Raw genomic sequence first — 23,705 nt, forward strand, 5'->3', positions numbered from 1 at the left:
CCGCCGGCACGCGAGCCCCACCCTCGAGGGGCGGCACGCCGGGGAGGTGGGTCCTCGCCTACGGCATCTTGTGGACGAACGGGCCGACCGCGTTGGAGAACGCGTTGCCGTTGTTGGCGTCCCAGTTGGTGGACCAGGTCATCGCGCCGCGGATGGTGGGCCACTTGGCCGGCGGCACGAAGCTGCCGCAGTTGTTGCCGGTGGCCAGGCAGTCCAGCGCGTTGTTCACCACGGTCGGCGAGACGTAGCCGCCGCCCGCCGCCCTGCTCGAGGCCGGGACGCCGATGCCGACCTGGTCGGGCCGCAGGCCGCCCTGGATGTGGGTGCAGACCTGCGAGGTGATGAAGTCGATGGTGCCCTGGTTGTAGACCTTGCCGTCGCAGCCGTTCATGCCGCCCGAGTTGTAGAACTGGGTGTTGACGACGGTCAGGATGTCCTTGGTGTTCAGCGCCAGCTGGAAGTAGGCGCCGGCGGTGCTGTACATCCCGATGGTCTCGGGCGCCATGGTCAGGACGAAGCCGGAGCCGACCTTGGCCTGCAGGGCGTGGAGCGCGTTGCCGAGCGGCCCGGCCTGGACGCCGTTCTCCAGGTCGACGTCGATGCCGTCGAAGCCGTAGTCCTTGAGGATCGCGTAGGCGCTGTTGACGAAGTTGTTCCCGGCGGTGGCGTCCCCGACGGTGATCGCGCCGTTCTGCCCGCCGATGGAGAGGACGACCTTCTTGCCGGCCGCGTGCTTGGCCTTGATGTCGGCACGGAACTGGGCGTCGGTGTAGCCGCCGAGGGCCTTGGACAGGCCCGGGTCCAGGGTGAAGCTGATCGCGCCGGTCTGGGTCGGCACGGCGTCGGCGAAGGAGACCGCGATGATGTCGTACGCGCTCTGGACGTCGCTCAGGCGCTGCGCGGTCGAGCCGTTGTCGAAGTTCTGCCAGTAGCCGGTGACCACGTGCGCCGGCAGCCCGGTGGTCGGCGGGGTGGTGCCGGTCGGCGTCGCGGTCGGCGTGGCGGTGGCCGTCGGGGAGGCGGTGGCCGTCGCGGTCGGCGTGGGGGTCGGCGTGGGCGTGGGGGTCGCGGTCGGCGACGGGGTGCCGGTGCCGCCGGGGCCGATCAGCGCGACGTCGTCGGCGAGGTAGGCGCCCTGGCCGTACCAGCCGTGCAGGTAGACGGTGACGCTGGTGGCGTTCGCCCCGGTGGTGAAGGTGGTGGACAGCTGGTTCCAGCTGTTCTGGTTCGACCAGGTGGACGGGTCGGTGCCGCCGGTGCCGCGCGCGCCGAGGTAGGCGTACGGGCCCTGGACCCAGGCGCTCAGCGTGTAGCCGGTGTTGGGCAGCACGCTGATGGTCTGGGTGCACTCGGCGGTGTCGCCGGCGCCCGGGGCGGCCTGCAGCGCGCCGGTGCCGGAGTGGACCGGCGAGGAGACGGCGGTCGCGGCGCCGGTGCAGCTCCAGCCGCCCAGCCCGCCGTCGAAGCCGCCGTTGGTGACCAGGTTGCCGACCGCGGCGTTGGCGCCGCCGGCGAGGAGGGCGAGGCCGCCGCCCGCCAGGGCGAGTGCGGTGGCACCGGCCGCGACGGCCGGGAGGGTGCTGCGCCGCCGCTTGTGCGAGGGCTGGTTCAGCGTACGGGCCATGGGGTGACGCTCCTGGGGGAGGAGCGGCCGCCGCGGTGGGGGGCGCGGCGGCCGCGTGTGGGGGAGGGCGTTGCGTCCGTGCAGAGCCTGCGGGAGGGGGCGGAGGAGGACCGTTCCGCCCCGGATCAAAAGCTGGACTAGACCATTGCGGGTCGTCAAGCACCGGACCGACGGCTTACGGTTCCGTTAAGGATTCGGAGACCGTTCCGTGTCCGCACCGCCACGGCTCCCGCCCGACCGCCCCGCGACCCCCGACACGCCCGTCGCGACAGACTTCGTACAGGACCGTGACCAGACCGCTACCTGCGGCTTTACCGTGTGCCTGTGCTCCGGAGTAGGCTGCGCCGGGGTGGTGACGCACCAGCTGAACGAGCACGGAGGGGTCCGGGAAACATGGGTCTGCGCGATGTCGCCGAACGGACGCCGGGGCTGCGCACCCTGCTGGACGGGATGTACGGGCTCTACGGCCGCCGGGTCGAGGTCCACCTCGCGCGCACCCCGCACCACATCGGGGTGATCCTGGACGGCAACCGCCGCTGGGCCAAGGCCACCGGCGGCTCCACCGCGTACGGACACCAGCGCGGCGCCGACAAGATCACCGAGTTCCTCGGCTGGTGCGACGAGACCCACGTCAAGGTCGTCACCCTCTGGATGCTCTCCACCGACAACCTGGACCGCCCGGCCGACGAGCTGGTCCCGCTGCTCGGCATCATCGAGGACGCCGTCACCGGCCTGGCCGCCGCCCGCCGCTGGCGGGTCCACCCGGTCGGCGCGCTGGACCTGCTCCCGCAGCACACCGCCGACGTGCTCAAGCGCGCCGCCGAGGAGACCGCCGACATCGACGGCATCACGGTCAACGTCGCGGTCGGGTACGGCGGTCGGCACGAGATCGCCGACGCCGTCCGCTCCCTGCTCCAGGAGCAGGCCGGACGCGGCACCTCGATCGAGGAACTGGCCGAGATCCTGACCGTCGAGCACATCTCGGAGCACCTCTACACCCGCAACCAGCCCGACCCGGACCTGATCATCCGCACCTCGGGCGAGCAGCGGCTGTCCGGTTTCCTGCTCTGGCAGAGCGCGCACAGCGAGTTCTACTTCTGCGAGGCCTACTGGCCGGCCTTCCGCAAGGTCGACTTCCTGCGCGCCCTGCGCGCCTTCGAGCAGCGGAACCGGCGGATGGGCCTGTAGGCCCTCTCCGGTCCCCGCCCCGCGGGCCGGTGGGACCGCGGCCCCAGGCCGAGCCTCACGCGGGTGTCCCACCCCGAGTCCCACGGTGAAGTGACCACCGTAGGGCTGGCCTACCCGGCTCCCGCGCGAGGCCAAACGTTCACCGGCAATGATCCGTCAGTTCTCCGGGGGCGCGAATGCACCGCCCCCCGCCTGGGAATACTCCAGTCAGTCCGGTCCCGAGGCCACCGGGGCAGCGGGGGCCGGCTTGCCGCGGATGACGCAGGGTCATCCGCTCTGGAGGCCTAGTGGTCAGTTCCAAGAGCCGCCGGACACCAGACCGGCGCACGTACGTTCTCGACACCAGCGTGCTCCTGGCGGACCCGCTCGCCATGACCCGCTTCGAGGAGCACGAGGTCGTCCTCCCGGTGGTGGTCGTCACCGAGCTGGAGGCCAAGCGGCACCACCCGGAGCTGGGCTACTTCGCCCGCCAGGCGCTGCGGCTGCTCGACGACTACCGCATCCGCCACGGCCGGCTCGACGAGCCGATCCCGGTCGGGGAGCTCGGCGGCACCATCCGGGTCGAGCTCAACCACTCCGACGTGTCGATACTGCCGGTCGGCTACCGGGCCGGCGGCGGCGAGGCGGACACCCGGATCCTGGCGGTCGCCCGCAACCTGCAGGCCGAGGGCTACGACGTCACCGTCGTCTCCAAGGACCTGCCGCTGCGGATCAAGGCCAGTTCGGTGGGCCTGCTCGCCGAGGAGTACCGGGCCGAGCTGGCGATCACGTCCGGCTGGACGGGCATGTCCGAACTGCACGTCCCGGCGGACCAGGTGGACGCGCTGTTCGCGACCGGCCACGACGCCGGGGTGGACGTCGACGGCGTCGACGAGCTGCCCGTCCACACCGGGCTGGTGCTCACCTCGGAGCGCGGCCGCGCGCTGGGCCGGGTCACCGGTGACGGGCGGGTCCGGCTGGTGCGCGGGGAGCGCGAGGCCTTCGGGCTGCGCGGGCGCAGCGCCGAGCAGAGGGTGGCGCTGGACCTGCTGCTCGACCCGGACATCGGCATCGTCTCGATGGGCGGCCGGGCCGGCACCGGCAAGTCGGCGCTGGCGCTGTGCGCGGGTCTGGAAGCGGTGCTGGAGCGGAGGCAGCACCGCAAGGTGATGGTCTTCCGGCCGCTGTACGCGGTCGGCGGCCAGGAGCTCGGCTACCTGCCGGGCTCCGAGGCGGAGAAGATGGGCCCCTGGGCGCAGGCGGTCTTCGACACCCTCTCCGCCGTCACCACCCCCGACGTGATCGAGGAGGTCATCTCCCGCGGGATGCTGGAGGTGCTGCCGCTGACCCACATCCGGGGGCGTTCGCTGCACGACGCCTTCGTGATCGTGGACGAGGCCCAGTCGCTGGAGCGCAACGTCCTGCTGACGGTGCTGTCCCGGATCGGCCAGGGCTCGCGGGTGGTGCTCACCCACGACGTGGCGCAGCGGGACAACCTCCGGGTGGGCCGGTACGACGGGGTGGTGGCGGTGGTGGAGAAGCTGAAGGGGCATCCGCTCTTCGCCCACATCACGCTCACGCGCTCGGAGCGTTCGCCGATCGCGGCGCTGGTCACGGAGATGCTGGAGGACATCCACCCGTGATCCGTCCCTGACCGGGACATAGTCGGACAATACGGTCAATTCGCGCCCTGGGGCCCGCTCCTGACGGATCGGGCCCCATCCGTTTCATCACATCGAGTGCTTTCCGTCCGGGGAACTCCCGTACGGTGAATGTGACATGCGCCACGCGAGCGGGAATTGCGTCGACAGCGCCCGGTGCGGCATGGTGAGGGTTCTGTCAGGCCCCGCGTACGGCGCGGCAGGGCTTCCGGACCCCGGGAGTCAGGCCCGGAAGGTCCGCCAACTCCGGTCGGTGGACGCACAATTGAAGACCGATGAGCCGTACGCCGCCCGATTCCAACGCCCGGTCGCCTCACCTCGGCCGGACGCCGGGCCAGCACCTCCCGTGACCAGAGCACCGTGCGGAGGTCCGTGCCAAGGGGCATGTTGCGCCCGTACGGTCACGCGTGGGCGATGCTGGAAGGAATCCATGTGACTCGGATCTCGGTCCGGGGAGTTGCTGTGGCCTCTGCCACCGCCGTCACCGCTGTCGGTGCCGTCGTGGGCATGGCCTCGGGCAGCGAGGGCAAGACCACGCAGACGGTCGACGTCGCCGCCGGCGCGACCCTGCTTGCCGAAGTCCCCTCTGGCGCCCAGGCGCAGACCATCAGTGACAACATCGGCCAGCAGGCATCCGCCCAGCAGGCCTCCGCCGACGCTGCCGCCAAGGCCGCCGCGGAGCAGAAGGCCGCCGAGGAAGCCGCGCGCCAGAAGGCTGCCGCGGACGCCCAGGCAAAGGCCGACGCCCAGGCGAAAGCCGACGCGGAGAAGGCCGCCAAGGCCGCCGACGACCAGCGCAAGGCCGCCGAGGCGGCCAACCGGTCCAAGGCCCGCTCGGCGATGACGGCCGTCGACGACAGCACGCCCCCGGTTTCGGTCAGCCCCGGCTCGGTCCAGGACCTGGCGCGGCAGATCGTCGGCAACGACGCCCAGTTCCAGTGCTTCAGCCAGATCGTGAAGCGCGAGAGCGGCTGGGACTACACCGCGACCAACAAGAGCTCCGGCGCGTACGGCCTGGTCCAGGCGCTGCCCGGCACCAAGATGGCCTCGGCCGGTGCCGACTGGCGCACCAACCCGGCCACCCAGATCAAGTGGGGCCTCAGCTACATGAACAGCCGCTACGGCAGCCCCTGTGGCGCCTGGTCGTTCTGGCAGGCCCACAACTGGTACTAGGAGTGGCTGCCGCCTCGGCGGTGCACTCCCCGTACGGCCCCCGGCCGCTCGCCCTTCCCGGGCGGGTGGCCGGGGGCCGTCGTTTTGCCGGGTCGCCCCTCTTCGCCGGGTCGGTCCTCCCCTGCGGCGTGAAAAGGCGAACCGCGCCGCCCGGGCTGCGCTGACCAGTGCGCTCTCGGGCGGTGCGGTCCTGTTGCGGACGCGGGGCGCGGGAAGGGGTCCTGGTTGCTTCCCGCACCGGCCGGTCCGCCGGCGGTTGGTTTCGGGGATTTCCGGAGGCGTGGCCTCCGGGGTCTCGTCCCGACTCCTCCCCAGCGAAGTGCATCCGAAACCACCTGGAACATGGCGATTTGCCCTGATCATCGGCATGTGGTGCTCGAAATCGAACCCACCGGCGACCGGACTCACCGCCCCCGCGCCGGGTAGCGTCTTCCCTGACGGCCGCGGCAGGACCCGCGGCGTACCGCTGGGCACGGCGGGTCGGGCAGGGGAGCGGTGGTAGCGAGGATGGCGCGGGGCGGAAAGGCCTTCAAGGCCGTGGCCAAGGGCATGGCCGTGGTGGCGAGCGCGGCCGCCGTGATCGAACGGCGCCGACGCGCCGCGATGGCGGCAGACCCGCACGAGCTCGCCGTCCCCGAGCTCGCCGACGGGCAGGCACCGACGGTCGCCGACGCGCCCGGCCCGCTGCCCGTACCGCGGACCGACCCCGCCCCGGCACCGGCGGCGGGTTCGGCAGCCGCCGAGACCCCCGTTCCCGCCGCACCGGCGCCGCCGGCACCCGCCGCGCACGCGGGATTCGGCCGCGAGTACCACCCGGGCCGGCCCGCCACCCCCGCCGAGGCGGTGCCGTGGGGGCTGCGGGTGGCCGCCGAGTCGACCTGGCGGCTGCTGCTGCTCGGGGCCGCGCTCTATGTCGTCTTCTACGTGGTCGACATGCTCCGGCTGGTCGCCTTCTCGGTGCTGGCCTCGCTGCTGATCGCCGCGCTGCTGGAGCCCTCGGTGTCCTGGCTGCGCCGGCACGGGGCGCCGCGCTCGCTGGCGGCCGGCGTGGTGTTCCTGAGCGGTCTGGCCGGGATCGGGCTGGTCGGCTGGTTCGTGGTCTGGCAGGTGAGCACCAACCTGCCGGACGTCACCGCCCAGGTCAAGGACGGTGTCAACCAGCTGCGGGACTGGCTGATCACCGGGCCGCTGCACCTGACCCAGCAGCAGATCAAGGACTTCGCCGACCAGATCACCAAGGCGATCACCACCAACACCGATCAGCTCACCTCGGCCTCGATCACCGGCGCGCAGATCGCCGTCGAGGTGCTGACCGCGTTGCTGATGACCTTCTTCACCACCTTCTTCCTCCTCTACGACGGTGAGCGGATCTGGTCCTGGGCGCTGCGCGGCCTGCCCCGGAACTCCCGCTTCGCGATGGCCGGCGCCGGCCCGAAGGCCTGGGCGACGCTCACCGCCTACGTGCGCGGCACGGTCTGCGTGGCCTTCATCGACGCGGTCTGCATCGGGATCGGCATCGACCTGCTGGGCGTGCCGCTGGCGATGCCGCTGGCAGTGATCATCTTCCTGGGCGCCTTCGTCCCGCTGGTCGGCGCGCTGGTCACCGGCACTGTCGCGGTGCTGATCGCCCTGGTCACCCAGGGGCCGTGGACGGCGCTGATGGTGCTCGTGGTGCTGATCGCGGTCATGCAGGTCGAGAGCCACATCCTGCAGCCGCTGATCCTCGGCCGGGCCGTCCGGGTGCACCCGCTGGGCGTGGTCCTCGGCGTCGCGGCCGGCGGCATCGTCGGCGGCATCGGCGGCGCGGTCGTCGCCGTCCCGCTGATCGCCGTCACCAACACCGTGATCACCCACCTGCGCCGCCGCAACGAAGCCGGCCAGGCCGTCTTCACCGCCCTCGAAGCCGCCCGCGAAGCCGCCGAGCGCACTGCCGCCGGCCGACCCGCCGCACCGGCCCCGGTGGCCCAGCCCGCCCCGGCGGCCGAGTAGGGCCCGTCTAACGAAGGGTGGACAGTACGGCGGTGAGGGCTGCCACTGCCCTGCGGCTGCCGCCGCTCGCTCATCGGGCGGCCCGCGCGAGCAGGTAGCCCATCGCGCTCAGCCACCCCAGCACCGAGCCGATACCAGTCAGGGCCACGATCACCCTGGGCTTCCACCGCCGAGCCGGGGTCACCAGGATCACGAGCAGGGTCACCGCAGCCCCGATCGCCGGACCGCGCAGCGGGCCGAACATCAGCTCCCGGGCGGCGGCGTCCTCGCTCCGGTCCCTGTTCGCCTTCTGCAGTCCGACCAGCGGCACCCACAGCAGGGTGAACGCGATGCTCGTGATCCACGAAGTCCACGCCAGGGGCCGCCACCACGAGGCGGAGGGGGCCGACAGCGCTCGCGGACGCAGGGCTTCCTCGGCGAGCGACGGCCGGGGTGGGCGGGGCGGTCGGGGACCGGAGGGGTTGCCGGTCATCGTCGGCCGTCCCGGGTGATCCGGTCGCCGTGGCCGCTGACGATCCGCCCGATGTTGTCGACCGAGGTGTGGTCGGCGCCGGGTTCGTCGTCCCAGTACGACGAGTGCGCGGTGAAGTCCACCGGACCGTCGGCCACGGCGAAGCGCTGGGCTCCGAAGTCGGCACTCGCCGGGTCCCGGGTGTACCAGCCGGCGTGCGAGACGTAGTCGAATGCGGCGGCGCCGACGTAGGTGTGGTCGGCGCCGACGGAGAAGTCGGAGGCGTGGAAGGCGTCCGTACCGGGGCTGCCGACCAGGATGACGTCGTCGGCTGCCAGCCCGGTCGGCTTCCTCGCCGCGAGGCCGACCAGGAGCGAGCCGAAGCTGTGCCCCTGCGCCGTCACATGGGCCGGTGCCCCCTGGTGCGTGACACGCTGCCCCTCGAGGAACCTGCGGTAGGCGTCGACCCCGCCCTGGGCGCGACCGAGGTCGAGGGTTTCCGGAAAGGGGAGCGGGGCGTCGTAACCCAGCCAGGCGATCGACGCCGTCGACCGCGTCGGATCGGCGCGCCTGGCCGCGTCGTACACGGCCTTCGCCCTGTTGGCGTCGGTACCGCCGATGTTCTTCAGCTCGGTGCCCAGACCGCCGACCAGCGAAGTGACGTTGTCCGCCGTGTCCGGGTTGCCGAAGGAGATGATGCCCCGGCCCTGGCCTTCGTCCCCGATGCCGAGCAGGAGCACCGGGGGCTCCTTCCCCGCGGATTCCAGCAGCCGTTCGCTGATCTTCCGGAAGCCTTCCAGTTTCTGCCATCGGTACCCGGTGGCCGGCGATCCGTTGCGCTCGTACTCCGCGATGAACCTGTGCAGGAGGATCCGGTTGGCCTGGTCCCGGGCAAGGGCCGGGATGCCGTCGCGGTTGCCGACGAGGTCCGGGTGCTCCGTGATGATCCGTTGCTGTTGGTCGGCGGGGAGACCGTTCCACCAGGCGTTGACCTCGGTGGGGGACGCCCCGGGCTCAGGAACGGCGCCGTACATCAGGGTGCCGGGTGCTCGGCTCGGGTCGAGCTGGTCCTGGAGCGCCGTCCTCGGGTCGAGGCCGCTGCCGTCCTGCGCACGGGCGGTGTAGTGCTGGATCCGGGCGGCGAGGGCCTGGTCGACGGTGGCGGCCTCGGTGAGCGCTGCCGCGATGCGGCCGGCCAGCTGCCCGGCGGTCCGTTCGCAGCTCTTCTGGTACTCCGGGTCGTGCTGGTCGGCGTGGCTTCCGGGCGGCCAGGAGACGGTGCCGCGGTCGTCGACGGACATTCCGGCGGTCTGCACGTCGGCCAGCGCCTTGCGCAGCGTGGACTGGGCGACGGCCAGCGCGTCCGCTCCGGTGCGGAGGGATCTCCCGATCTGGCCGACCTCGCTCTGAGCGGCCTTCAGTTCGCCCGCGGTGCGGTGCAGCGCCGGGCGGGCCGCGTCAGCCGTGGACCCGGACCAGCCTGAGGCGGCGATCCGGTTGTCGACGCCGGTGCTCCACTTCTCCGCGTGCTGCCCGAGGGAGTTGTGGAGCCTGTCGTAGGCGTCGGCCGCGGCGTACAGGTGGGTGAGGTCGGTGTCGCGCAGGGTGGCGAGATCCATGCGGCTCCCCCTAACCGAAGTGCAGCACGAAGTTCTGCTGCTGTGCCACGGTGGGGCCGGTGGTGGCGGTGCGGGTGTCCGGACCGAACGCCGTACTGATCTGCCGGTCGGTGCTTCCGTACCCGTCGGCCGCGTCGGCGAGGCCCTGGCCCTGACGGCTCATCGTCGTGTGCAGGTCGGTCAGCAGGGTGTTCCAGGCGCCGGTGCAGCTGCCGAGGGCGGCGCCGGACCGGAGGCCGGACAGTCCGGCGACGGACGTCTGCGAGGTTTCGGCCAGGGCCTTCAGTTCGCCGGGGATGCCGGAGGCGGCTTCGACGGCGGTGCCGCCGGCCTGGCGGAGCCCTTCCGGACTGGCTCGGAAGCCGGATGACGGGTGGTCGGACATCTGCGGTTCCCCCCTCGGACCGAATGTCGTGCACGGATCACCCCGCACTGTAGCGAAGCACGGGGCCTCGGGCGGGGGAAACGGCAGCGGGCCCCTCGCGGACGTGGTGTCCGGGAGGGGCCCGCCGGGGGTGCCGGGTGGGTCAGGCGCTGACGGTGGCCAGGGCGGCCTCGGAGTCGAGGACGCCGGCCACGGCCTGCAGGACGGCGGCGATCTTCATCGAGGCCTGGATGACCTCGCGCTCGACGCCGGCCTTGCGCAGGACGGCCTCGTGCGAGTCGAGGCACTGGCCGCAGCCATTGATCGCGGAGACCGCGAAGCACCAGAGCTCGAAGTCGACCTTCTCGACGCCCGGGGTGCCGATGATGTTCATCCGCAGACCGGCCCGCATCGTGCTGTACTCCTTGTCGGAGAGCAGGTGCAGCGTCCGGTAGTAGACGTTGTTCATCCCCATGATCGCGGCCGCGCCCTTGGCAGCGGTGTACGCCTCGGGGGAGAGGTTGGCCTTGGCCTCGGGCTCCAGCTCGCGCAGCAGACCCGGGCTGCGGGTGGCCATCGCGCAGGACAGCACGGTGCCCCAGAGCTGCTGGGCGGGGAGGTCGGAGTTGCCGATGACCGAGCCCAGGTTGAGCTTGAGGTCCTTGGCGTAGTCCGGGAGGGCGGCCTTCAGGTCGTCGAGAGCCATGGGTCAGCCCGCCAGCAGGGCCTGGGCGTCGAGGGTGTCCTCGCCCTTGTTCCAGTTGCACGGGCACAGCTCGTCAGTCTGCAGGGCGTCCAGCACCCGCAGGACCTCCTTGGGGTTACGGCCGACGGAGCCGGCGGTCACCATGACGAACTGGATCTCGTTGTTCGGGTCGACGATGAAGACGGCGCGCTGGGCGGTGCCGTCCTCGGCCTCGACGCCGCAGGCGCGCATCAGGTCGTGCTTGACGTCGGCCAGCATCGGGAAGGGCAGGTCGCGCAGGTCCTTGTGGTCCTTGCGCCAGGCGTGGTGCACGAACTCGGAGTCGCCGGAGACGCCGAGGATCTGGGCGTCACGGTCGGCGAACTCGTCGTTCAGCTTGCCGAACGCGGCGATCTCGGTCGGGCAGACGAAGGTGAAGTCCATCGGCCAGAAGAAGACGATCTTCCACTTGCCCTCGTAGGTCTTGTGGTTGATGTCAGCGAAGGCGTTCGCGGCGTCCAGGTCGACACAGGCCTTGAGGTCGAACTCGGGGAACTTGTCACCGATCGTGAGCACGTTCGCTTCTCCTGAAGTGAGATGAGGGGAGCTTTGTCCGGATTCCGGACACCCATCACGATTCCACATCGTGGACTGATCGGGGAAATAGCTACACTGGATGGGTCTGATCGGAGTTTGCTATCAGTACCGAATCCCCCACGTCGCGGCCGGGATCCCGCCGGGCCGCCGCCGCCAAGTCCGACCCCGCTGTGGCGAGCGCCACAGTCCGCAGCCCCCGCACCCCGACGGTCGCCCAGCTGAGGGCCTTCGTCGCGGTCGCCGAGCACCGGCACTTCCGGGAGGCCGCCGCCGCCACCGGCACCAGCCAGCCCGCGCTGTCCGGGGCGGTCGCGGCGCTGGAGGAGTCGCTGGGCGCGCAGCTGGTCGAGCGTACGACGCGCAAGGTGATTGTCACTCCTCTGGGAGAGCGCGTGCACCAGCACGCCCGCCGGGTGCTCGCCTCGCTGCAGGCCCTCACCGAGGAGGTCGAGGCCGCCCGCCGCCCGTTCACCGGGCCGCTGCACCTGGGCGTCATTCCGACCGTCGCTCCCTACCTGCTGCCCACCGTGCTGCGGCTGGTCCGCGACCGCTTCCCGGAGCTGGAGCTCCACGTCCACGAGGAGCGCACCCCCTCGCTGCTGGAGGGGCTGGGCGCCGGGCGCCTGGACGTCCTGCTGCTCGCGCTCCCGGCCGGCGGGACCTCGCCGACCCTGGACATCCCGCTGTTCGACGAGGACTTCGTCCTGGTCACCCCGCCGGGTCATCCGCTCGCCGGGCGGATCGACGTCCCGCGCGACGTGCTGCTCGACCTCGAGGTGCTGCTGCTGGAGGAGGGCCACTGCCTGCGCGACCAGGCACTGGACATCTGCCGCGAGGTCGGTGCCGACCCGGGGGGCTCGACCACCCGCGCGGCCGGCCTGTCCACCCTGGTGCAACTGGTCGCCGGCGGCCTCGGCGTGACCCTGCTGCCGGCCACCGCGCTGGACGTCGAGGCCGGGCGCACCGACCGGTTGGCCGCCGTCCGCTTCGCCGCCCCGGCGCCGGGGCGCAGGATCGGGCTGGCGGTCCGTCCGGGCTCGGCCCGCGGTGCCGAGTACGAGCGCTTCGCGGCCGCGCTGCGCGAGGTGCTGGCCGAACTGCCGGTCCGGATCGTGGGGTCCTGACCGGTCCGGGCCGGGCGCCCGACCCAGGGTCGACTCAGGCCGGGCCCGGCTCCCCGTGCCAGCCGGGTTCTCCGTGCCAGCCCGGTTCTCCGTGCGGGCGCGGCTCCTCGTGCCAGCCCGGCTCCCCGTGCCCGCGCGGCTCGGGGCGGACGGCCGGGGTGCCCAGGCAGAGCCCGACCGTCGTCGCGACCAGCAGGTCCAGGGCCCCCAGGGTGTCCGCCTCGGGCCGGCCGCCGGCGCCACGCAGGGCGAGGTAGCGGGCCGTCAGTCCGTCGAAACCGCTGAGGAAGTGGACGGCGATCTCGCGCGCGGGCATCGCCAGGGCGAGCCCGTGGGCGGCCGCCAGGGCGGTGAGCATCTCGGTGGCGGTGCCCTCGATCTCGCGCTGCAGCCCGAGCATGATCTCCTGCACGTCCGGGTCGCGCATCGCCAGCGCCCCGAACTCGCTGAGCAGCACGCAGCGCCCCTCCTCGCCGGTGGCGGCCTCCCAGAGCGCGTACACCAGGGTGCGGACCTGCTCGCCGAACGGACCGTCGCCGGGGGTCGCGGCGCGCACCTGCCCGATCGCCTCGGAGGTCAGCTGCTCCACCACGGCCCGGTAGAGGTCCTTCTTGGTGCCGAAGGTGTAGTGCACCGTCGCCTGCGCGACCCCGAGCTCGGCCGCGATCGCGCGGGTGCTGCCCGCGGCGACCCCTTCCCGGGTCATCAGGTCGAGTGCGGCCTGGACCAGTTGCGGGCGGCGTTCGGAGGCGGGGACGTGAGCCATCCAGCCAGGGTATCGCCATGGTCGGTCAACTGTGTCAAGCGATGTGGTCGACCGATTCGGTCGGCCAACTTTGTCACCCGACAAACTTGAGCGTACGGTGGGACGCGACCTGCCCTGACCGACCCCGAGGACGTCCATGGCCACGTACCTGTACCGACTGGGCCGCTTCTGCTTCCGGCGACGGCGCACCGTCCTGGCCGTCTGGATCGCCGTGCTGATCGCGATCGGCGGGGCCGCGGGCGCCTTCGCCGGCAAGACCAGCGACGAGTTCAAGGTGCCCGGCACCGAGGCGCAGACCACGCTGGACCGGATCACGGACACCTTCCCGGCACAGGGCCACGGCTCCGCCCAGGTCGTCTTCGCCGCCCCGGCGGCCGGCGGCGCCACCACGCCCGCCGCGGCCCGGGCGGTCGGCGAGGCCGTCGCCCGGATCGCCCACGTCCCCGGCGTGGCAGCGGTGCCCGACCCGTACGCCACCGGCGCGGTCTCGCCGGACCAGCGGGTCGCGATCGCCCTGGTGTCCTTCGACCGCAAGCTCGCCGACGTCACCGACCAGCAGCGCGAGGCGGTCAAGGCGGCCGCCGAACCGGCCCGCGCGGCCGGGCTGGACGTGGCCTTCGGCGGCGACGCCTACAACAAGCTCGCCCAGATCGAGGGCGGCTCCGAGTCGATCGGCCTGGTGGTGGCCGGGGTGGTGCTGGTGATCACCCTGGGCACGCTGGTCGCGGCCGGGCTGCCGCTGCTGACCGCGCTGGTCGGCGTCGGCGCGTCGATGGCCGGACTGCTGGCGCTCTCCGGCTCGTTCCAGATCATCACCACCGCGCCGGTGCTGGCCCTGATGGTCGGCCTCGCGGTCGGCATCGACTACGCGCTGTTCATCCTGTTCCGCCACCGCCGCCACCTGGACGAGGGCCTGGAGCCGGAGGAGGCCGCCGCCCGTGCCACCGCGACCGCGGGCAGCGCGGTCGTCTTCGCCGGCCTGACCGTGGTCGTCGCGCTCGCCGGGCTCGCCGTCGCGGGCGTCCCGTTCCTCACCGTGATGGGCCTGGCCGCCTCCGGCGCCGTCGTGGTGGCCGTCCTGGTCGCGATCACCCTGCTGCCCGCGGTGCTGGGCTTCGTCGGCCGCGCCGTCGACCGGCTGCCGGTCTGGAAGCGCGCGCTGCGCACCAGCGGCCGGACCACCATGGGTGAGCGCTGGGCCCGCTTCGTGGTCCGCCGCCCGCTGCCCGTGCTGCTGGTCGGCCTGGCCGGGCTGGGCGCCATGGCGGTGCCCGCGGCGAGCCTGGACCTCGGCCTGCCGGGCGGCGGGTCACAGGCCGTCGGGACGGACGCGCGCAAGGCGTACGACCTGGTCAGCGACGGCTTCGGGCCGGGCTTCAACGCGCCGCTGGTGGTCGTCGTGGACGCCCACGGTGCGCCGCAGCCCGAGCAGGCGGTCCAGGCCGTGGCGGGCAAGCTGCAGACCCTGAGGGGCGTCCGGACGCTGCTGCCGCCGCAGGTCGACGCGACCGGCCGGACCGCCCTGGTCCCCGTCATCCCGCAGAGCGGCCCGGACGACGCGGACACCAGGACGCTGGTCGACGAGATCCGCCACCAGCGCGCCGACCTGAAGTCGGCGACCGGCGCGGACATCGCCGTCACCGGCACCACCGCCGCCAACATCGACGTCTCCACCAAGCTCGGCCAGGCCCTGCCGCCGTTCGTCGCCGTGATCGTCGGCATCGCGCTGGTGCTGCTCGCGCTGGCCTTCCGCTCGGTGCTCGTGCCGCTCAAGGCGGTGCTGGGCTTCCTGCTCAGCATCGGGGCCTCGCTCGGTGCGGTGGTCGCGGTCTACCAGTGGGGCTGGCTGGACGGCCTGATCGACGTGCCGAAGGTCGGCCCGGTGGTCAGCTTCGTGCCGATCCTGCTGATCGGGGTGCTGTTCGGGCTGGCGATGGACTACGAGCTGTTCCTGGTCTCCGGGATGAAGGAGCAGCACGTCCACGGCAAGGCGCCGCGCGAGGCGGTCGTGGGCGGGGTCAAGGGCGGCGCCCGGGTGGTGACGGCGGCCGCGCTGATCATGGTCTCGGTGTTCGGCGCCTTCGTCTTCGGCCACGACCCGATCGTCCAGCCGATCGGCTTCGCCCTCGCGGTGGGCGTGCTGGTGGACGCCTTCGTGGTGCGGATGGCGCTGGTGCCGGCCGCGATCGCGCTGTTCGGCAAGGCGGCCTGGTGGTTCCCGAAGCGGCTGGAGAAGGTCGTGCCGCGGGTGGACATGGAGGGCGAGCAGCTGATCGCCGAGCTGGAGAAGCGGCCGGCGGAGGAGCAGCCGGCCCGGAAGGAGCCGGTCGGGGCCTGACCGTCCGTACGGGGTGCCCGGCGGGATCCGCTCCCACCGGGCACCCGCTCACGTCCCCACGGGCAGCCGCTGCTCGAACCAGACCACCTTGCCGGTGCCCAGCCGCGTCGCGCCCCAGCGGTCCGCGCACCGGGCCACTATCTGCAGCCCGCGCCCGCGTTCATCCTCCGGCCCGGTACGGCGCGGGCGCGGCAGCAGCGGGCTGTCGTCACCGACCTCGCAGCGCAGCCGGGTGGTGCGCACCAGGCTCAGGGTGACCGGCCGGGTCGCGTGCTGGACGGCGTTGGTCACCAGCTCGCTGACCATCAGCTCGGTCGCCTCGCTGAGCTCGTCCAGCCCCCAGCGGCGCAGGGTGTGCGCGGCCAGCCGGCGGGCCCGGCCCGGCGTCTCGTTGCGCGGCTGCAGGTACCAGTGCGCGACGTCCCCGGCCGGGATGCCGTCGAAGCAGGCGCCGAGCAGGGCGATGTCGTCGCCGCGGTCGCCCGGCGGCAGGATCCGCAGCGCCTCCTGGCACAGCTGCTCGGGGGACTGCCAGTGGGCGGCGGCGATCCGGGAGCGCAGCACCTCCAGGCCGTCGCTGATCGGGCGGCTGCGGGTCTCCACCAGTCCGTCGGTGAACAGCAGCAGTGCGGAGCCGGGCGGCGCGGGCAGCTCGACCGAGTTGAAGTCCACCCCGCCGACCCCGATCGGGGCCCCGGAGTCCAGCTCCACCAGCTCGGCCGTCCCGTCCGGGCGGACCAGCACCGGCGGGACGTGTCCGGCGTTGGCCAGCACCACCCGGTTGGCGATCGGGTCGTAGACCGCGTACACGCAGGTGGCCAGGTGCTGTTCGCGGCCGAGCCGCTGGGCCTGCTCGTCCAGGTGGTAGAGCACCTCGTGCGGCGGCAGGTCGAGGGCGGCCAAGGTCTGCGCGCTGGTGCGCAGTTGGCCCATGATGGCGGCCGAGGTGAGCGAGTGCCCCATCACGTCGCCGACGATCAGGGCGACCCGGTTGCCGGGCAGCGGGACGGCGTCGTACCAGTCGCCGCCGACCTGCGCGCCGCGCTCACCGGGCAGGTAGCGCTGGGCGAGCCGGACACCGTGCGGCTGCGGCAGTCGCAACGGCAGCATGCTGCGCTGGAGTTCGTTGGCTATCTCCCACTCGCGGGCGTACCGCAGGGCGGTGTCCACGGCCAGCCCGGCCTGGGTGGCGAGGTGCGCGGCGGTCGCGGTGTCCGCGGCGTCGAAGACCGGGCGGCCGGTGCGTTCAGGAGGGCGGCGGATCAGCACCAGCAGCCCCAGCACGGCCTTGCGGCCGCGCAGCGGCAGGGCGAGGACGGAGGTGCCCGCGCCCAGCCGGGCCACCCCGCGGGTGCCGTACAGCTCGCGCAGCAGCACCTCGGTGCGCTCGGCGCCGGGCGTGCCGAGGACGGCGGGCTCGGCGGGTCGGCGGCTCAGCAGGGCGTGCGCGAGCGCCCCGCCGCGGGTCACCGGGGTGGCCGGGCCGCTGTCGGCGGTCGAGCGGGCGCCGTAGCGGGAGCGGCGCCGGTCGTCGAAGCCGCCCGGGCGGCCGCGGCGGCCGATCCGGGTGCCGGTGCTGTGGTGGATCCGCAGCTCCTCCGGGAAGCCGGGCTCGCGTTCGACGTTGGGCAGGGGGTCGCGCAGGTGGACCACGGCGGCGTCGGCCAGCGTCGGGACCAGCACCCGGCCGATGTTGCGCAGCGTCGCCGCCAGGTCGAGGGCGCTGTTGATCCGCCGGGTCGCCGAGTCGAGGTACGCGAGCCGGTCCGCCACCTCGGCGCGCTCCGGCCGCGCGGGCGTCGGCTTCGCCGGAGCCTGCGCCCGGGCCGGGACCTGGCGGCGCTGGCCCGGGACGGCGGGCGGCTGCTCCGCCTCGGTCTTGAGCTGGTCGCGCACGGCTGCCTGTCCTGGATTCGGTGTGGTCGGTGGGTGTTCTCTGTCGGTGGGTGCTGTGAGCGCCGGCGGTGCTGCGGGTGCCGGTGGTGCTGTGAGTGCCGGCGGTGCTGCGGGTGCTGTGGTCGATCGGTCGGTCAGCCGACGCGTCGACAGCACAGGAACAGCTGTTCCTCCGGCGGCAGCGAGGTACTGGCCGGCGCGTACGGATGCCCCGAGCACTCCTCGACGGCGAAGCCGGCCGCGACCAGAACCCGTTCCAGATCCTCCCTCAGATACCCACTGATCCGCAGCTCTCTGCCAAGGAACGGAAGCGGAACGTGATCCAGGTCCGCCTCGACCATACCGAGCGCCAGCAGTCCGCCCGGCCGGAGGAGTTCGCGCAGCCGCCGGAGCACGGTGGGGATCTCGTCCTGCGGCAGCAGGATCAGGGAGAAGAACGCGGTGACGGCGGCGAACCCGCCGTGGCCGTCCGGCCCGAGCCCGGGGGCGTTCCAGACCCGGTCCACGCGCTCGGTGGCCAGATCGTACAGGTCGATCCGATGGAACAGGGGCGGGAATGCGCCGGGGAACTCCGCCTCCCGGGCCATGGTGAGCATCACGTCGGAGAGGTCCACGCCGGTCACCCGCAGCCCGGCCTCGGCCAGCTGGCGGACGGTCGGCTCGCCGGTGCCGCAGCCCACGTCCAGCACCCGCGCCCCGGGTTCGAGCCCGGCGAGCAGCCGCCGGCCGCAGGCCAGCTGCCCGTCCTTGGCGGGGAAGGCCTCGCCGTACCCCGCGCCGATGGTGTCGAAGGCGACCGCCTGCAGGGCACGGGCCGCCCGGCGCCGCCGTACCTCGGGCTCGTCGTCCCCCGCGTCCTCGCCGACGGGGAACGCGTCGGATATCTGTCCGGTCGTCACGTTGAGAGGCACCCTTCCACCCGTGGCCTCCGGTCGGCTCCTCGGCGGCCTCGCGGCCGCTGCCGGTGGCGGTGTGTCACGCTCCCCGCAGCACACAGACGGACTGCACCCCGACGCGTTTCCGGCAGACACTCGTGTGCGTACTGGCATCTGAGAATATGCGTGATCACTGCGTCATGGGGTCCCTTTCCGGCCAACTCGTCATGCTTGGGTCGGTGTGGCCGGGGTTGCGGAAGCACGAGGGTGCGGGCCGGGGTGGTGCACGAGGCCCCGCACGCCGTACGGCGCGCCGGGGTGACGGCGCTGACCTGCGGTTTCTCTGATCTGCAGGCTGACTATCGGACGTTTATCGAACGTCAATCGGTCCGGTGCACAGTGGAGTCCAGCGCCGGGGAAGCGTTGAGGGCGCTCCCGCAGCCGGGGGGCTGCGGGAGCGCCGACGCAACGCGGATCGGGGGAGGTGCTCCGGGGGGAGCGGAGGCCTTTACGGCGCCGGGGTAGAGAGGGGCTCGGTGTGCTGCTGGGCGATGAGGTCCGCCACGGGGGAGGCCTCGGGCACACCGAGCCGCGTGAAGATCGCGTGGGCCTCCTGGAGGCACGCGAGTCCGCGCGCGGGCTGGGTGAGCGCCAGCAACGCCTCGCCCAGCGCGGCGTTGGCCAGGCCCTGGCAGAACGCGGAGTCCATCTGCTGACCGATCGCGAGCGATTCGCCGGCCGCCTCGGCGGCCTCGGTGTACTGCTCGGAGGTGAGTAGGGCGGAGGCCAGTCGGGCCAGGGTGTAGCCCTCCCAGAGCGGGTTCCGCTGGGACTGGTAGAGCCGATGCGCCTCGCGGAGATGGGGGACGGCCTCGATGCCGGGGAGCACCACACCCAGTTGGTAGAGGGTCTGGGCGAGAAGCGGGCCGTTCTTGGAGGCCCGTGCGGCGGCGACAGCGTCGCTGGCGGACTTGATCGCCGTCTCGGTCATGCCGAGCCGGTGCTGCACCCGGGCCATGTTGCTGACGACCCGTGCTTCGAGGATCGGTGCGCCGACGGCTTGGCTGGTGGCGCGGGCTTGCTCCAGGAACGGCAGGGCCTCGGCAGGACGGTTGCCCACACTCAGGATCACGCCCAGCATGTTGGCCGTGGCCAGGAACATGACGGTCGGCTCGTCCGCGGCCTGGTGGTCCAGGCTGCGGCGGAAGGACTGCTCGGACCCCTGGAAGTCACTGGTGACGGACTGCAGGGTGCCGAGGGCGAAGTACACCCCGGCGATTCCGGCGGAGTCGTCACGGCGCTGCGCGTCCTCGCCGATCGCCTCCAGGACCCGGGCCGCGCGTGGACCGCGAGTCGGGTCCGGGTCGATGCTGAACAGGTAGTTCAGCAGGTCGACGGCAGCGCGTTGCAGGGCGCCGGGGCCTTGTGCGGCGGCCTCGACGGCGCTGAGCATCAGGGCGCCCTCGGCGCTGAGCCAGTCCTGTGCGGCCTGGCTCGTCGGCAGGTCGAGCCCCGGCGAGGTGAGCGTGGTCAGCAACTCGGGCAGCGTGTCGTCCGGTTCGATGACCTGGGCCGCGTTGCGCACGGTCGGGATCAGCAGATCGAGCAGTCGCAGTACCGCCCGCTCCTGCTCCCCGGCGTCCCCGATCCGTTCGTTCTGCCGCTGGGCGTAGAGCCGGAGCAGGTCGTGGTAGCGGTAGCGGCCGGGGGTGAAGCACTCCAGCATGTTCGCCTCGACCAGCGCCTCGGCGAGGTCCTCGGCGGTGTACTCGTCCACGCCGAGCAGCGCCGCGGCGGCCGCCAGCGGGATGTCGGGGGAGTCGATCAGGGCGAGCAGCCGAAAGGCGCGGGCCTCGTCTACGGACAGCTGTCCGTAGCCGAGCCCGATGGTGGTCTCCACGGCGAGGTTGCCGAGCTGGAGTTCGTCCAGCCGCCGGCGCTGGTCGGCTAACCGACTGGCCAGGTCGGAGACGCTCCAGCGGGGGCGGCTGGCCAGCCGGGCGGCGGCGATGCGGACGGCCAGCGGCAGGAAGCCGCAGGCGGTGACCACCTTCATGGCCGCTTCCGGCTCGGCGGCGACCCGCTGCTCGCCGACGATGGCCGAGAAGAGTGCCAACGCCTCGGCCGGGGTCAGTTCCTCGACGTCGAACAGCTGCGCGCCGGGGATGCCGGCCAGTCGGGAGCGGCTGGTGGCGAGCACGGCGCAGCCGGAGACGCCCGGGATGAGCGGCTGGATCTGTTCGGCGTCGCGCGCGTTGTCGAGCAGGATGAGCATCCGCCGGTTGGCGAGCAGCGAGCGGTACAGGGCGGCGCGCTGTTCGAGCGAGTCCGGGTTCTCCGTGACGCCGAGCGCGTGCAGGAAGTCGCCCAGGACGACCACCGGGTCGGCGGGCGAGGCGCCGGCTCCGCGCAGGTCGACGTACAGCTGCCCGTCCGGGAACTCGGCGCGGACGCGGTGGGCGACGTGCACCGCGAGGGTGGTCTTGCCTACCCCGCCGATGCCAGCCAGCGAGGTGACCACCACGGCCTGGCCGGTGGCGTTCATCAGGACCGCCGAGAGGTCGCCCACCAGTTCGGTGCGTCCGCTGAAGTCCGAGACGTCGGCCGGGAGTTGGGCTGGCGCCGGGGGCGCGGCGGGGCCGTCCTCGCGCGGGGTGGGGGCGGCTGCGGCCGGGAGGGCGAGTGCCGGGTCGGCCGCCAGGATGCGGTTGTGCATCGCGGACAGGCCGGTGCCCGGCTCGACCCCGAGCTCCTCGATCAGCAGCTTGCGGGTGTCGGTGTAGACGCCGAGTGCCTCGGCCTGGCGGCCGCAGCGGTACAGGGCGAGCATCAGCAGCTCGCGCAGGCGCTCGCGCAGCGGGTGCTCGGCCGTCAGGCTGTTGAGCTCGCCGACGATCTCGGCGTGCAGGCCGACGTCGAGGGCGATGGCGCACAGCTCCTCGGCTGCGGCCACCTGGCGCTCGGCGAGTCTCAGCCGCTGGGCGTCGGCATAGGGGCCGGGGACGCCGGTGAGCGGACGGCCGCGGAACAGGTCCAGCGCCTGCGCCAGCAGTCGGTGCGCCTCCTGCTTGTCGCCCGAGGTCCGGGCGGCCGCGGCCTCGGCGGAGAGCCGCTCGAAGACCGTCAGGTCGAGTGCCTCGCCCGGGATGCGCAGCGCGTAGCCGTCGGCGACCGAGACCAGGAGCTCGGCGGGTCGGCGCACCTCCCGCCGGGGCTCGATGACGGAGCGCAGGCGGGAGACGTAGGTGCGGAGGGCGGCCACCGCCTGGGTCGGGGGCCGGTCGCCCCAGAGCGCGTCGACCAGGTCCTGCGTGGTGACCGGGCGTCCGGAGTGCAGCAGGAGGGTGGTCAGGACGGCCTGCTGCTGGGGGGATCCGAGGGAGAGGGGCTTGCCGTCGAGCCAGGCCTGGACCGGACCGAGGACCTGGAAGCGCAGCGCAGAGGTCTGCGGCGTCTCCCGAAACTCCATGAAGTCCCCCGATGGCCTGTGGTGTCGATTCCGTGAAAGGGCGCTCGGCGGTCCGCCGCGGTGCTTCAGCTTAGGCGGACGCCCGACTCTGCCGGACTGCAGCGCAAGCCACACGATGTTTATCGGACATTTAATCAACCCTACGATACTGTCCGCGCGCCCGCGCCACGGAGGTCGGGCTGAACACATTTGATGACCGAAAGGCGGCCGCCCAATGGCCAACGACCAGAGCGAGACCCCGGTGGCGTCGGCGCCCGAGAACGCGGCGAAGACGGAGGCCCCGGCCGCCGCTGTGGAGGCGGGCAAGGCTGTCGAGGGCGCGGTGGCCGCGACCTCGAACCCGACCGAGTACACCGCGCCGACCGACGAGCAGAAGGCGGACATCGAGGACGGCCTCTTCGGTGACGAGGCCGAGCACGTGGTGGAGCCCACCACGCCGGCCACCGGTGAGCCGGGCAAGAAGTACGTGCCGGAGAGCGTCGTCGGCGGCCACCCGTAAGCCGTTCCGGTCGAGTGCCCCGCCCTCCGCGCCCCCACGCCCCCGTCCGGGCGCGGGGGCGCTTCGGTTATGTACGCGCCAGTTCGTACGCGGGTGCGCCGGTGGCCGATTCCCGCCCCCGGTGCACTCATGGTGACCGGCTTAATCCGTAACGTGCCCGGCGGCGAGCGCGCGGCGTTCCGGAATTCCGGATTCACCGGGGGATAGCGGGGTCCGGAATGTAGTCGTTCGCGTGGATTTCGCCGAGTTTTCCGAGATCGAACTCATTCCGGCGAATCGCGGGGCCGGGGAACGGGCGAGACGTGGTTCGGTTCGGCGGTCCATTCGCGGCCGCCGCTCTCGGGGCGCAGGTAGTGCTCGCCGCCGATGGTGTCCATGTAGATGCCGGTGCGTCCGGTCCTCCGGTCGAGGACGAGTTCGCCCACGTGCGGCCGGTAGGCCGGGGCGTTGCGCTGTCGGATGCTCACCGCTGTGCTCCTCGCTCTGGTAGGCGACTGGCCAGCATCTCTAGAGAAGCTAATATCTCTAGAGATGTCAACGGTCGTATCGGCTTACTAGCGGCCGCGGGCGCGCCTACGATTTGTCCGAGGCAGAGGGAGCGGCGATGACCGGCAGCAGTGGCGACAAGCAGCCCAAGTACCAGCGGATCGCCGAAGCGCTGAAGGCGGCCATCGACACCGGCCGGTACCACGCGGGCGACCGCCTGCCGGGCGAGAACGACCTCATGGACGAGTACGGCGTCGCCCGGATGACCGCCCGGCAGGCGCTGGGCGTGCTGCAGAGCGAGGGCATCGCCGAGGCGCGCCGCGGCGCCGGGGTGTTCGTCAGGGACTTCCGGCCGCTGCGCCGGCGCGGCATCCAGCGGCTGGCGCAGGGGCAGTGGGGCGCCGGACGGTCGATATGGTCGGCGGACATCGACAACCGCACCCTGGTGGTCGACCAGGTGGCCGTCACCGAACGGGGCGCGCCCGAGCACGTGGCCCGGGTGCTCGGGGTGGATCCGGGTGCCCCGATGTGCGTGCGCCACCGCCGCTTCGTCCTGGACGGCAAGCCGGTGCTGCTCTCGACCTCCTACCTGCCCGCCGTCCTGGTCGCGGGCACCGCCATCACCCACGAGGACACCGGCCCGGGCGGCACCTACGCCCGGCTGGCCGAGATCGGCGCCAAGCCCGTGCACTTCCGCGAGGAGGTCCGCTCCCGGATGCCCAGCGCCGAGGAGTCCACCCGCCTGGAGCTGTCCGCCGGCACCCCGGTGATCCTCATCTGCCGCACCGCCTTCGCCGACGAGGGCCAGGTGGTCGAACTCAACGAGATGATCCTGGACGCCGCCTCCTACGTCCTGGAGTACGACTTCGACGCGTGACGGCGAACCGCCCCGGCCGCAGGGGCGGCCGGGGCGGGTGAGGGG

Annotated in this window: 19 protein-coding genes; 8 read left to right on the forward strand and 11 right to left on the reverse strand. The window is 72.6% G+C overall.

Features of this window, described 5'->3' with window-relative positions; all coding sequences use genetic code 11:
- Nucleotides 1-58: 58 nt before the first annotated feature.
- Nucleotides 59-1,624: a chitinase gene (locus tag ACZ3TI_RS37590; RefSeq protein ID WP_465734497.1), complete on the reverse strand. Its 1,566-nt coding sequence runs from the start codon at nucleotides 1,622-1,624 to the stop codon at nucleotides 59-61.
- 393 nt (nucleotides 1,625-2,017) lie between these two features.
- Between ACZ3TI_RS37590 and ACZ3TI_RS37595 the strand changes: the two genes are divergently transcribed.
- The 4 genes from ACZ3TI_RS37595 to ACZ3TI_RS37610 all read left to right on the forward strand — a co-directional run bounded on the left by ACZ3TI_RS37595 (nucleotide 2,018) and on the right by ACZ3TI_RS37610 (nucleotide 7,614).
- Nucleotides 2,018-2,812 (forward strand): isoprenyl transferase, encoded by a 795-nt coding sequence (locus ACZ3TI_RS37595; protein WP_465734499.1) that lies wholly within the window; start codon nucleotides 2,018-2,020, stop codon nucleotides 2,810-2,812.
- 287 nt (nucleotides 2,813-3,099) lie between these two features.
- Nucleotides 3,100-4,434, forward strand: a complete 1,335-nt coding sequence (locus tag ACZ3TI_RS37600) for a PhoH family protein (RefSeq protein WP_465734501.1) — start codon at nucleotides 3,100-3,102, stop codon at nucleotides 4,432-4,434.
- Nucleotides 4,435-4,884: 450 nt separating this feature from the next.
- The gene (locus tag ACZ3TI_RS37605) at nucleotides 4,885-5,625 is read left to right on the forward strand and encodes an aggregation-promoting factor C-terminal-like domain-containing protein (RefSeq protein ID WP_465734503.1); all 741 of its coding nucleotides are present in this window, start codon (nucleotides 4,885-4,887) and stop codon (nucleotides 5,623-5,625) included.
- A gap of 507 nt (nucleotides 5,626-6,132) precedes the next feature.
- Nucleotides 6,133-7,614 (forward strand): AI-2E family transporter, encoded by a 1,482-nt coding sequence (locus tag ACZ3TI_RS37610; protein ID WP_465734505.1) that lies wholly within the window; start codon nucleotides 6,133-6,135, stop codon nucleotides 7,612-7,614.
- Nucleotides 7,615-7,684: 70 nt separating this feature from the next.
- Here the strand turns inward: ACZ3TI_RS37610 and ACZ3TI_RS37615 are convergent, their stop codons facing one another.
- From ACZ3TI_RS37615 to ACZ3TI_RS37635, 5 genes are all read right to left on the reverse strand, one after another.
- A complete protein-coding gene (locus ACZ3TI_RS37615) occupies nucleotides 7,685-8,086 on the reverse strand; it encodes a hypothetical protein (RefSeq protein WP_465734507.1) in 402 nt (133 codons plus the stop codon).
- A complete protein-coding gene (locus tag ACZ3TI_RS37620; protein ID WP_465734508.1) occupies nucleotides 8,083-9,684 on the reverse strand; it encodes an alpha/beta hydrolase in 1,602 nt (533 codons plus the stop codon). The genes ACZ3TI_RS37615 and ACZ3TI_RS37620 overlap by 4 nt, the downstream gene beginning before the upstream one ends.
- A gap of 10 nt (nucleotides 9,685-9,694) precedes the next feature.
- On the reverse strand, nucleotides 9,695-10,069 hold the full coding sequence (locus ACZ3TI_RS37625; protein ID WP_465734509.1) for a WXG100 family type VII secretion target: 375 nt from the start codon (nucleotides 10,067-10,069) through the stop codon (nucleotides 9,695-9,697).
- A gap of 142 nt (nucleotides 10,070-10,211) precedes the next feature.
- Nucleotides 10,212-10,754, reverse strand: a complete 543-nt coding sequence (locus ACZ3TI_RS37630) for an alkyl hydroperoxide reductase (RefSeq protein WP_465734510.1) — start codon at nucleotides 10,752-10,754, stop codon at nucleotides 10,212-10,214.
- A gap of 3 nt (nucleotides 10,755-10,757) precedes the next feature.
- The gene (locus ACZ3TI_RS37635) at nucleotides 10,758-11,309 is read right to left on the reverse strand and encodes a peroxiredoxin (protein WP_465734512.1); all 552 of its coding nucleotides are present in this window, start codon (nucleotides 11,307-11,309) and stop codon (nucleotides 10,758-10,760) included.
- Nucleotides 11,310-11,500: 191 nt separating this feature from the next.
- Here ACZ3TI_RS37635 and ACZ3TI_RS37640 point away from each other — a divergent pair, with 191 nt between their 5' ends.
- Nucleotides 11,501-12,454 (forward strand): LysR substrate-binding domain-containing protein, encoded by a 954-nt coding sequence (locus ACZ3TI_RS37640; protein ID WP_465734514.1) that lies wholly within the window; start codon nucleotides 11,501-11,503, stop codon nucleotides 12,452-12,454.
- Between the two features lie 34 nt (nucleotides 12,455-12,488).
- On the opposite strand, the gene ACZ3TI_RS37645 is transcribed toward ACZ3TI_RS37640, so the two are convergent.
- Complete coding sequence (locus ACZ3TI_RS37645; RefSeq protein WP_465734516.1) at nucleotides 12,489-13,220, reverse strand: TetR/AcrR family transcriptional regulator; 732 nt, start codon at nucleotides 13,218-13,220, stop codon at nucleotides 12,489-12,491.
- Nucleotides 13,221-13,356: 136 nt separating this feature from the next.
- On the opposite strand from ACZ3TI_RS37645, the gene ACZ3TI_RS37650 reads away from it, so the two are divergent.
- The gene (locus ACZ3TI_RS37650) at nucleotides 13,357-15,558 is read left to right on the forward strand and encodes an MMPL family transporter (RefSeq protein ID WP_465734518.1); all 2,202 of its coding nucleotides are present in this window, start codon (nucleotides 13,357-13,359) and stop codon (nucleotides 15,556-15,558) included.
- 48 nt (nucleotides 15,559-15,606) lie between these two features.
- Here the strand turns inward: ACZ3TI_RS37650 and ACZ3TI_RS37655 are convergent, their stop codons facing one another.
- The 3 genes from ACZ3TI_RS37655 to ACZ3TI_RS37665 all read right to left on the reverse strand — a co-directional run bounded on the left by ACZ3TI_RS37655 (nucleotide 15,607) and on the right by ACZ3TI_RS37665 (nucleotide 21,798).
- A complete protein-coding gene (locus tag ACZ3TI_RS37655; RefSeq protein WP_465734519.1) occupies nucleotides 15,607-17,454 on the reverse strand; it encodes an ATP-binding SpoIIE family protein phosphatase in 1,848 nt (615 codons plus the stop codon).
- 134 nt (nucleotides 17,455-17,588) lie between these two features.
- Nucleotides 17,589-18,260, reverse strand: a complete 672-nt coding sequence (locus ACZ3TI_RS37660) for a methyltransferase domain-containing protein (protein WP_465734541.1) — start codon at nucleotides 18,258-18,260, stop codon at nucleotides 17,589-17,591.
- A gap of 577 nt (nucleotides 18,261-18,837) precedes the next feature.
- Nucleotides 18,838-21,798, reverse strand: coding sequence for an AfsR/SARP family transcriptional regulator (locus ACZ3TI_RS37665; RefSeq protein WP_465734521.1), 2,961 nt, complete (start codon nucleotides 21,796-21,798; stop codon nucleotides 18,838-18,840).
- A 214-nt stretch (nucleotides 21,799-22,012) separates the two neighbouring features.
- On the opposite strand from ACZ3TI_RS37665, the gene ACZ3TI_RS37670 reads away from it, so the two are divergent.
- Nucleotides 22,013-22,297 (forward strand): hypothetical protein, encoded by a 285-nt coding sequence (locus tag ACZ3TI_RS37670; RefSeq protein ID WP_465734523.1) that lies wholly within the window; start codon nucleotides 22,013-22,015, stop codon nucleotides 22,295-22,297.
- A 263-nt stretch (nucleotides 22,298-22,560) separates the two neighbouring features.
- Here ACZ3TI_RS37670 and ACZ3TI_RS37675 read toward each other — a convergent pair whose 3' ends face one another.
- Nucleotides 22,561-22,764, reverse strand: coding sequence for a hypothetical protein (locus tag ACZ3TI_RS37675; RefSeq protein WP_465734525.1), 204 nt, complete (start codon nucleotides 22,762-22,764; stop codon nucleotides 22,561-22,563).
- A gap of 137 nt (nucleotides 22,765-22,901) precedes the next feature.
- Between ACZ3TI_RS37675 and ACZ3TI_RS37680 the strand changes: the two genes are divergently transcribed.
- Nucleotides 22,902-23,660 carry a GntR family transcriptional regulator gene (locus ACZ3TI_RS37680; RefSeq protein ID WP_465734527.1) on the forward strand — a complete coding sequence of 253 codons (759 nt, stop codon included), beginning with the start codon at nucleotides 22,902-22,904 and terminating at the stop codon, nucleotides 23,658-23,660.
- Nucleotides 23,661-23,705: the final 45 nt, after the last annotated feature.

Source organism: Kitasatospora sp. NPDC023120 (assembly GCF_055560835.1).

Excerpts from the sequence above, each read along its gene's own strand:
- ACZ3TI_RS37590 (WP_465734497.1), bottom strand. The coding sequence starts at position 1,624 with ATGGCCCGTACGCTGAACCAGCCCTCGCACAAGCGGCGGCGCAGCACC.
- ACZ3TI_RS37595 (WP_465734499.1), top strand. The coding sequence starts at position 2,018 with ATGGGTCTGCGCGATGTCGCCGAACGGACGCCGGGGCTGCGCACCCTG.
- ACZ3TI_RS37610 (WP_465734505.1), top strand. The coding sequence starts at position 6,133 with ATGGCGCGGGGCGGAAAGGCCTTCAAGGCCGTGGCCAAGGGCATGGCC.
- ACZ3TI_RS37615 (WP_465734507.1), bottom strand. The coding sequence starts at position 8,086 with ATGACCGGCAACCCCTCCGGTCCCCGACCGCCCCGCCCACCCCGGCCG.
- ACZ3TI_RS37620 (WP_465734508.1), bottom strand. The coding sequence starts at position 9,684 with ATGGATCTCGCCACCCTGCGCGACACCGACCTCACCCACCTGTACGCC.
- ACZ3TI_RS37625 (WP_465734509.1), bottom strand. The coding sequence starts at position 10,069 with ATGTCCGACCACCCGTCATCCGGCTTCCGAGCCAGTCCGGAAGGGCTC.
- ACZ3TI_RS37630 (WP_465734510.1), bottom strand. The coding sequence starts at position 10,754 with ATGGCTCTCGACGACCTGAAGGCCGCCCTCCCGGACTACGCCAAGGAC.
- ACZ3TI_RS37645 (WP_465734516.1), bottom strand. The coding sequence starts at position 13,220 with ATGGCTCACGTCCCCGCCTCCGAACGCCGCCCGCAACTGGTCCAGGCC.
- ACZ3TI_RS37650 (WP_465734518.1), top strand. The coding sequence starts at position 13,357 with ATGGCCACGTACCTGTACCGACTGGGCCGCTTCTGCTTCCGGCGACGG.
- ACZ3TI_RS37665 (WP_465734521.1), bottom strand. The coding sequence starts at position 21,798 with ATGGAGTTTCGGGAGACGCCGCAGACCTCTGCGCTGCGCTTCCAGGTC.
- ACZ3TI_RS37670 (WP_465734523.1), top strand. The coding sequence starts at position 22,013 with ATGGCCAACGACCAGAGCGAGACCCCGGTGGCGTCGGCGCCCGAGAAC.
- ACZ3TI_RS37680 (WP_465734527.1), top strand. The coding sequence starts at position 22,902 with ATGACCGGCAGCAGTGGCGACAAGCAGCCCAAGTACCAGCGGATCGCC.